The organism is Dactylosporangium darangshiense, assembly GCF_039537565.1.
Lineage (GTDB): Bacteria > Actinomycetota > Actinomycetes > Mycobacteriales > Micromonosporaceae > Dactylosporangium > Dactylosporangium darangshiense.
In genome coordinates this window covers 1-8,535 of the sequence record NZ_BAABAT010000117.1, presented here as the reverse complement: position 1 = coordinate 8,535, position 8,535 = coordinate 1, and the positions used below count along the sequence as shown (strand labels likewise).

The window sequence follows — 8,535 nt, the reverse complement described above, 5'->3', positions numbered from 1 at the left end:
AACACATCCCCGGTCAACCAATTGAAAAACCGCGCCAAATCATCCGGCATCTCCAAACCCACCGCACCACACCCCCCAACCAACCACACCAAAACACACACCGGAACACGCCACAAAACACACGACACGAAACACGACAGGAAACACAACAAAAGGCCACACCGAAACAACCCGGCGCGGCCCCGAAACACTCACGCTAATGCACCGGACCCGAAGACCTCGACCCCGAAACCCGCACCACCCGAGCCGACCTACAAGGACCACCACCGGACAGACCCACGTCGGGAGGATCCATCAACGCTGCAATGGCGCCACCGACGACCACATCGAACCGGCCCCCAGCATCGAACCGCCAGCCACGTCCACAGACGACGAACCGGCACATCTCCGCTCCAGCGACAACGGTCATGCCGAGCACAACGAGCCCCGCACCAGACGGTTCAAAGAGTTTTCATCGCCGAAACAATCCATCCAACCGATCGACCGATACGCTGTGATCTTGTCGGGCTGAGGCTCCAGCGAGGTGCGAATCTCCATGTCGGACAGCCAGTGCAGGCTCTCGTCGTCACTGCGGGGGAGGCCACGGTCGGCAGGGCGCAACCGCAGCCGCAGCAGGCGCGAGCGTTTGGCCGCGGCCGGGTCCGCCGCGCCAGTCTGCCCGCTACCTTTTTGATCGTCCCCAGCCGGGGACTGTTCGGTCGCTCGGTCCGGTATGACTCTCTGCCCCTGTCGTTGGGATGATCCGGGGGGTGTTGTCGCCGGGCCGGGTGGCGTCGGCGGACCGCTGATAGGGACCCGGCCGCCCCGTCTGGGGTTGGTCTCTTCGTAACGTGGACGCGGTAGTCCGACGCCGAGCCGGCGACCGAGACCGCTTCGTTAACGGCCTGGAGGCGTGGTGCACGGCGAATACGGCGTCTTCCTCGGATTGGACGTGGGCAAAGGCGAACACGAAGCGGTAGGCCTGGCCCCGGACGGGAAGCGGCTGCACGACGCGCCGCTGCCCAACACCGAGGCCAGGTTGCAGGCACTGTTCACGAAACTGGCCCGCCACGGCAGCCTGCTCGTGGTGGTCGATCAGCCGGCCTCGATCGGCGAGCTGCCGGTCGCGGTGGCCCGCGCCTGCGGCCATCAGGTGGCCTATCTGCCCGGGCTGGCCATGCGCCGCCTCGCCGACCTGCACCCCGGGACCGCGAAGACCGACGCCCGTGACGCCTACGTCATCGCCGACGCGGCCCGGACCCTGCCGCACACGCTGCGCCGCGTCGACACCGGCGACGAGGTCCTCGCCGAGCTGGCGGTCCTGATCGGCTTCGACGACGACCTGGCCGGCGAGGCAACCCGGGTGTCCAACCGCATCCGCGGCCTGCTCACCCAGGTCCATCCCGCCCTGGAACGGGTCCTGGGGCCGAAGGTGGCCCGGCCGTGCTCGAGCTGCTCTCGCGCTGCGGCGGCCCAGCCGGGCTGCGCCAGGCCGGCCGGGCAAGCTGATCGAGATCGCCCGACCGAAAGCCCCGCGGATGGGTGAACGGCTGGTCGAGCAGATCGTCGCTGCGCTGGGCGAACAGACCGTGGTGGGGGTCCGTTGCGTTGAGCGTTGCCCTGGTCGGGCAGGCTAGACCGGTGAGGTTCTCGAACCGGCGGCGTCCGGCCCTGCCACCACGGTCGGCGTTCGGCGGGTTCCGGTTCCTGCCGGAGGTCATCGTGGTCGCCGTCCGGCTGTACCTGCGCTACAACCTCTCCTACCGCGACGTTGAAGAACTCCTGATCGAGCGCGGTGTCGAGGTCGACCATGTCACGGTCTTCCGTTGGGTACAGCGGTTCACGCCGCTGTTGGCCGACGCGGCCAGGTTCTGCCGGCATACGCCTGGTGGCAGGTGGTTTGTCGACGAGACCTACATCAAGGTGAATGGTGTTTGGCGGTACGTGTACCGCGCCGTGGATCAGGACGGTCAGGTCCTCGACGTGCTCATCTCCACCCGCCGCGACGCCGCAGCAGCACGTCGGTTGGTCCGCCGGGCGTTGGCCACGTTGAAGGTGAGACCCACCGAGGTCGTCACCGACGCGGCACCGGTGTACCCCGCGGTCCTCGACGAGCTGGTCCCGTCCGCGTGGCACCACGTCGGACGGCATGCCAACAACCGGATCGAGGCCGATCATAGTCGGTTGAAGCACCGGCTCAGACCGATGCGCGGCCTGCGGACCGACCGGACCGCACAGACAATCATCGCCGGACACGCCTTCATGCAGAACCTGCGCCGTGAACACTACGAACTCGGGGTCAACGCCCCGCGCGGGATGCGCATCGCCGCGGCGTTCACCGAGCTCGCCACCGCCATCTGAGATCGGCCGCACTCGTCAAACGCGCCCTCCGATCGGCAAACGCAACTGCCCGCCACCCGATCAAACAACGCAACGGCCCCCGCACCCGAACGGCAAGCCCGCCAGCTGGCCAGAGCCCGCGCCACCCGCCGTGGCGGACACCGCGGACCGCGTCGCACCGAGACCAGTTGTCGGGACTCGATAAGGCACACCCATGCCGTTTCACCGGCCAGGACAAGCTCTCCCTGTGGGGGTTGGCTGGTGAGCCGGTTTCCGGTCACGGTACATTTCGGTTTGGCATCCGTGGTGCCGAACGCCGATGGTTCGTGCCTGGCCGGGGTAGCGCATCCAAGGTCGTGACGGTCAAGACTCGAAGGACACGCCCATGCAGTCGTACATCATCACCATCGCGCCGAACGACGATAGCGGCACCACCACTACGCTGGTGGTGGACACGTCCGGGGGCCGGGTCCGTATTACCGACGTGCATCTACACGCCGATGCGGGTCTGGCCGGCGGGCAGATGCCGAGCGTGGACGTCGCGCTGCTGCTGCGGGCGATCGCCACGTCGACGACCGTCTCGGCGTCGATCGAGGCCACACCTGCCCCGGCGCCGGTCGACACCGAACCCGTAGCAGCCAGCGGTGAGCTGGCTGAACACCGGCTACCGGCCGCCGCCGAAGCGAATGCTGTCGTGGAGGCGGCGTCCACGCCGCGAACCCGCCGACGCATCGAGCAGCCGGGCGTCGCACCGGCCAAGCGTGCACGCAGTCGCCAGGCGGCGACCGCGAACGCCACCACGGCACCCAAGAAGCGCACCGCCACACCCGCGAAAGCGGCCAAGACCACCCCGGCAAAGAAGACCACCAAACCCGCCGACGTCGGTGGCGGCGGCGGTGGCAAACGGGCGTATCGGCGCATGCCCGGCGACTTCGCCGCGGTGTACCGGCACGCCAGCACGTCGGCGGCGATCGCCGACCATTACGGGGTGCCCCGCCACACCGCGCAGGGATGGATCCGCCAGTTCCGCGCCACCGCCGTGACCCCGTCGCCGGCTGGCGACTGACCGGCACGGGACCCTACCGTGCCCGGCGCCGCGTCGGGCTATCGCCGGGCCCGTCGCGGCCGCTGCGCCCGCTGGTCGTCGCCCTCGTTGAGGGCCTCGTCGATGCTCGGCGCCGGTGTCCTTGCCGAAACCCCATCCGCCCTGGTCGGAGCCGGCGCATGGGGAGGACCTGGATGTCGACAGCGGTTCGCTCGAGCCGGCCTCCCCTCGCGCGGCAGGCATCGCCGCGACATGATGATCGACCGTGCTGCTGCGACTGGCCTACCTGGCCGTGACGAACGCGTTCGCGATGCTGCGCCTGCTGCCGATGAGTGACCGGGACAAGGACGTGGAATCCTTGCCTTGCACCATCAGATCACCGTGTTGGAGCGGCAACTCGGCGGCGACAGGCCCCGGTTCGACCCGAGCGATCGCGCGTTCCTGGCGGCGCTGCTGCACCAACTCCCGCGCAATGTACTGCGTCGTTGGCGGCTGCTGGTGCGTCCGGACACCGTTCTGCGGTAGCACCGGGACCTGCTCGCACGCCGCCACGCGGCCCGGGTCCCGGCCCAAGCGCCCGGGCTGGCCGCGGACCGTGCACTCGATTCGTGCCCTGGTGCTGCGGCTGGCGCGGGAGAATCCGAGCTGGGGATATCGCCGACTGCACGGCGAACTGCTCGTGCTGGGCATCAAGGTGGCCGCGTCCACCGTGTGGGAGATCTTGCGGGAGGCCGGAATCGATCCGACGCCCGAGCGTGCCTGCAGCACCTGGGCCGACTTCCTACGCTCGCAGGCCGATGCCCTACTATTAAAGATCTTTCGATATTTGAGTGAGTTCAGACCCGGATCCGTGGATAGAGCTACGACACGGTGTGGCATAGATGAACGGATGCCTTGTCAGCAGGGATGATTGGACTTGTCTAGGGACCAATCCGTCGCTGTGAGAAGGACACCCGTTCGGTGCAGAGGATACCTGGTTTGGCAGGTCGGGTGCGTGTCGGCGCACCGGACGCGTCGTTGACGCCGGTGTCCGGCGTGGTTGCGGTGGCCGAGTTGGTCGGCCGGCTGGGCGTGGCCACCGCGTTGGACGATGCGGTCGGTGCGATCAAGCAGCGGGAGCGGGGCCTGTCCGCGGGGCAGTTCCTGGTCGCGGTGGCGCAGGCACAGATGTGCGGTGCGCAGTTTTGGACCGGGCTGGACCGCCGCCGTGCTGATCTGGCCGGGGAGGCGCTCTCGGCGGTGGCCACGCCGGCCTCGACCACCGCGGTGCAGCTTGCCGGCCGGTTCGGCCCGGCCCAGGTGGCCGGGATCGAGGAAGGCATCGGGGAGATCGTGGGCCGGGTGGTGGGACTGCTGCCGGCCGGTCGGCGCGCGGTGCTGCAGGCCGGTGGGGCCACCATCGACCTGGACGGCACTGATGTGGAGTGCTACGGGGCCAAGAAGGAAGGGATCGCCTACAGCTACAAGGGTGCCCGGGCCGGGCGTCCGCACGTGGCCACGTGGGCGGAGGCCGGCCTGGTCACCGCAGCGGACCTGCTCGCATGGGACGAGGACCCGCGCCCGGGGGCGGGATCGCTGATCGAACGCAGCGTGGCCGCGTTGCGCGCGGCCGGGGTCAGCGTGCGGCCGAGGGTGCGCGGCGATGTCGGCTACTTCGCCAAGGACATTGCGGCCGCCGCGGTGGCGGCCGGTTGTGACTTCTCCCTGGGCGTGACCCGTAACCCGGCGGTCTGGCGGGCCGTCGCCGCGGTCCCGGACACGGCGTGGCGCAAGGCGAAGCGGATGCAGGGTGCCCAGGTTGCCGTCTGCGACTACGCGCCGGCCGGGTGGCCACCAGGCACCACGTGCGTGGTGCGGCGGGTCACGGTCCGCGCCGCCGACGTCTCGACCGATCCGCGGGCCCGTCGCCGGCGCACCATCCCCAAGGACCAACTCGCCTTGGCCCTGGACGGCCTCGTCAGCCACGTGTACGCGTACTCGTTCATCGCCACCAACCTGAACGTGTCCACCCCAGCCAGAGCGGTCGCGGTCGAGGCGTGGCACCGGATGCGCACTGACATCGAAGACCGGATCCGCGACGCCAAACACGGCGCCGCGCTGCGGCACCTGCCCTCAGCCAGCCGGGCCGCGAACACCGTGTGGATGTGGGGTGCGCTCCTCGCGGTCAACCTGTCCGCCTGGCTGCAGGAGTTGGCCGGTTTGGACGGCGGTGACGGACGCGGCCGGGCCCATCTGGGCACCCTGCGGCATCAGCTGCTCACGGTCCCGGCCCGGCTGGTCCGCCACGCCGGACACATCACCCTGCGACTACCCCCAGACCAGCAACGCCTCGCCGAAGTCCTGCCCCGACTGCGCCGACTACCGATCTGGACCTGACCACCCGCCCCCGACCGGCCCGAACACCCACCGAGACCAGCGAACCCGGCGCCACCGGGCCACAGCCATACCCACCGGCAGAAACACCACATCACCCATCAGCCATCAACGATATTCGTCGACCACACCGCCGCTACCCACGGATCCGGGTCAGAGACGTAGGCCGGTGGGTCGAGGAAGTTGAAGCACAGTTGGTAGCTGCTGCCGATGCGCTGCAGGCCGGTGTGTGCGGCGGTGTCGCCTCGTCGAGGATGTCGGGCACAGGTTGGCCAGTTCGGTGGCTTTGAGGCTGCCCCAGACCAGTTCCATGGGGTTGAGGTCGTGGGCGTAGCCGGGCAGCGCTCCGACGTGCAGCCAGTGCTGCTGGGTGGCAAGCCAAGCCTTCACGTCCTTGGAACGGTGCGCGGACAGCCCGTCCCAGATCAGCACGACGGTGCGCTTGCCGAAAACCTCGTCCCCGCAGGTCACGCAGCATGCTGGTACTCGTGGAGGTGCGCTTGCCGAGAATGTCATCCGGGCAGTTCAGGCGGCATGTTCGTATTCATGGAGGATGCTGCCGAGGTGATCTCGTCTTCGTATGTTGAGGCGGGCGATCTGTTCCGGATCGGCGATCGGTGCGGGCAAGGGGTGTAGCGGGCGGGCGTTCACGATGCCCTGGTGGGGCCTGTGTTGGTTGTAGAAGCGTTCGTACTCGTGCAGGGCGTGTAGTAGGTGCCGCTGGTTCCAGATCAGCGTCCGGTCCAGCAACTCACGCCGGCAGGTCTGGACCCCACCGCTCCATGATCGCGTTCATGCGCGGCATCCGGATCCCGCTGAGGACGACCTCGACGCCCGCATCCTTGAGAACGGCGTTGCACCGCAGCGCACCGCCGGCCCGCTTCCGCGCTTCGCGCGAGCCAGGGCAGGCACGACCGGGCAGGGTGACGGTCTCGAAGAAGTCGCAGGCTAAAGATCTTTCGATATTTGAGTGACGCTTCGTCAGAGACGAAGGCCGGTGTGGTCGAGGAAGTTGGAGCACAAGTCGTAGCTGCTGCCGATGCGGTGCAGTCCGGTGTGTGCGGCGGTGTCGGCTTCGCTGATGTGTTCGGGGCAGAGGTTGGCCAGTTCGGTGGCTTTGAGGTTGCCCCAGACGAGTTCGATCGGGTTGAGGTCGTGGGCGTGGCCGGGCAGCTGTTCCACCACCAGCCAGTGTCGTTGGGTTGCCAGCCATGCCTTCATGTCCTTGGAGCGGTGCGCCGACAGCCCGTCCCAGATCAGCGTGACCGGTCCGCGCAGGGTGCCGGCGCAGCTTGGTGAGGAACGCGATGAGGCTTTCGGGAGTTGCCCCCTGATCTTGGACACTTGAACCTGGGATGTTGATGGTCCCGGGAGATCAGGAGTCCTGGAACACGATGGTGAACAAGCACTACCCGCCCGAGTTGTCAACGGCCATGGTGATGTTGCCACGGCCACGGACACGAGTTCAAGGCCGACGCGGTGGCGTTGTACCGGTCTCGGCCGGGTGCGACGATCGCGCAGATCGCCGATGACCTGGGCGTCAATCGGGAGACGTTGCGGAGCTGGGTTCGGCTTGATGAGCAGCGGCGGGGCGGGGCTGGCGGTCCGATGGCTTCGGTGAGGCCGCAGCCGGCCGGCTCGGTCGAGGAGGAGAACGCCGAGTTGCGGCGGCGGATCCGCGAGTTGGAGGAAGAACGCGACATCCTGCGGAAGGCGGCCCGGTATTTCGCCGGGGAGACGCGCTGGTGACCCGCTTCCAGTTCGTCGCCGACCACCAGCAACGCTACGGCGTGAAGCGGTTGTGCCAGATCCTCGGGATGGCCCGCTCGAGCTTCTACTACTGGAAGGCCACAGCGCCGGCACGGGTTGCCCGGGAGGCCGCGGATGCGGCCCTGGCGGTGCGGATCCGGGCGGTGCAGGCCGCGCACGACGGTACCTACGGGGCGCCGCGGATCACCGCCGAACTCAACGACAGCGGGCCGCCGGTCAATCGCAAGAAGGTCGCCCGGGTGATGCGCCGCTACCGGATCCGGGGTCTGCGGCTGCGCCGGCGGATACGGACCACGATCCCGGACCCGGCGGCGACGAAGGCACCCGATCTGATCAAGCGGGACTTCACCGCCACAGCGGTCAACCAGCGCTACGTCGGTGACATCACCTACCTGCCCGTCGGCGAGCGCGGGTTCCTCTACCTGGCCACCGTCATCGACCTGCACTCCCGCCGCCTGGCCGGCTGGGCGATCGCCGATCACATGCGCACCGAACTCGTCCTCGACGCCCTGCACGCCGCCCAGCGCACCCGAGCCCTGGACGGGGCGATTCTGCACACCGACCACGGAGCCCAATACACATCGAAGGCCTTCGCTGAAGCCTGCACCGCGGCCGGCGTCCGGCAGTCGATGAGCGCGGTCGGCAGCTCCGCCGACAACGCCCTGGCCGAGTCGTTCAACGCCACCTTCAAACGCGAAACCCTGCAAGGCCGCCGCGCCTTCACCGACGAACGCGAAGCCCGCCTGACCGCGTTCCGCTGGCTGCACCGCTACAACACCGTCCGCCGCCACTCCCGGCTCGGACAGCAATCCCCGATCACCTACGAAAACAGCACCCGAACGACACCAGCTACCCTCGCACAAGCCGCATAAACCCGTGTCCAAGATCAGGGGGCAAGCCCCCGGTACGCGAGGACGCCGGCCATGGACATGCGGGTCCAGGAGAACCGGTGCCGCAGCACGGGTGTCTGGCCGCGCGGCGCCCAGGTGCCGCGGACTACGGGCAGGAGCGAGAACCCGCTCTCGTCC

8 protein-coding genes and 1 pseudogene are annotated in these 8,535 nt (G+C 68.4%); 6 read left to right on the top strand and 3 right to left on the bottom strand.

Features of this window, described 5'->3' with window-relative positions; translation table 11 throughout:
* Positions 1-895: 895 nt before the first annotated feature.
* From ABD901_RS57685 to ABD901_RS57665, 5 genes and pseudogenes are all read left to right on the top strand, one after another.
* Positions 896-1,574, top strand: a pseudogene (locus ABD901_RS57685) (IS110 family transposase); the annotation flags it as partial.
* Between the two features lie 76 nt (positions 1,575-1,650).
* The gene (locus ABD901_RS57680) at positions 1,651-2,340 is read left to right on the top strand and encodes an IS6 family transposase (protein ID WP_345144737.1); all 690 of its coding nucleotides are present in this window, start codon (positions 1,651-1,653) and stop codon (positions 2,338-2,340) included.
* Between the two features lie 364 nt (positions 2,341-2,704).
* Positions 2,705-3,385, top strand: coding sequence for a hypothetical protein (locus ABD901_RS57675; protein ID WP_345144735.1), 681 nt, complete (start codon positions 2,705-2,707; stop codon positions 3,383-3,385).
* A 244-nt stretch (positions 3,386-3,629) separates the two neighbouring features.
* Positions 3,630-4,274: a hypothetical protein gene (locus ABD901_RS57670; protein ID WP_345144733.1), complete on the top strand. Its 645-nt coding sequence runs from the start codon at positions 3,630-3,632 to the stop codon at positions 4,272-4,274.
* Between the two features lie 80 nt (positions 4,275-4,354).
* Positions 4,355-5,740, top strand: a complete 1,386-nt coding sequence (locus ABD901_RS57665; RefSeq protein ID WP_345144731.1) for an IS1380 family transposase — start codon at positions 4,355-4,357, stop codon at positions 5,738-5,740.
* Between the two features lie 150 nt (positions 5,741-5,890).
* Here ABD901_RS57665 and ABD901_RS57660 read toward each other — a convergent pair whose 3' ends face one another.
* The 3 genes from ABD901_RS57660 to ABD901_RS57650 form a co-directional block, all read right to left on the bottom strand.
* Positions 5,891-6,208 (bottom strand): transposase, encoded by a 318-nt coding sequence (locus ABD901_RS57660; protein WP_345144729.1) that lies wholly within the window; start codon positions 6,206-6,208, stop codon positions 5,891-5,893.
* Between the two features lie 54 nt (positions 6,209-6,262).
* On the bottom strand, positions 6,263-6,487 hold the full coding sequence (locus ABD901_RS57655) for an integrase (protein WP_345144727.1): 225 nt from the start codon (positions 6,485-6,487) through the stop codon (positions 6,263-6,265).
* Positions 6,488-6,718: 231 nt separating this feature from the next.
* A complete protein-coding gene (locus ABD901_RS57650; protein WP_345144725.1) occupies positions 6,719-7,081 on the bottom strand; it encodes a transposase in 363 nt (120 codons plus the stop codon).
* A gap of 135 nt (positions 7,082-7,216) precedes the next feature.
* On the opposite strand from ABD901_RS57650, the gene ABD901_RS57645 reads away from it, so the two are divergent.
* Positions 7,217-8,379 (top strand): IS3 family transposase gene (locus tag ABD901_RS57645; protein ID WP_345144723.1). Its coding sequence is split into 2 segments (ribosomal slippage): positions 7,217-7,472 and positions 7,472-8,379, totalling 1,164 coding nucleotides; the frame shifts between segments, so codons are not numbered across the junction.
* The last annotated feature ends 156 nt before the right edge of the window (positions 8,380-8,535 follow it).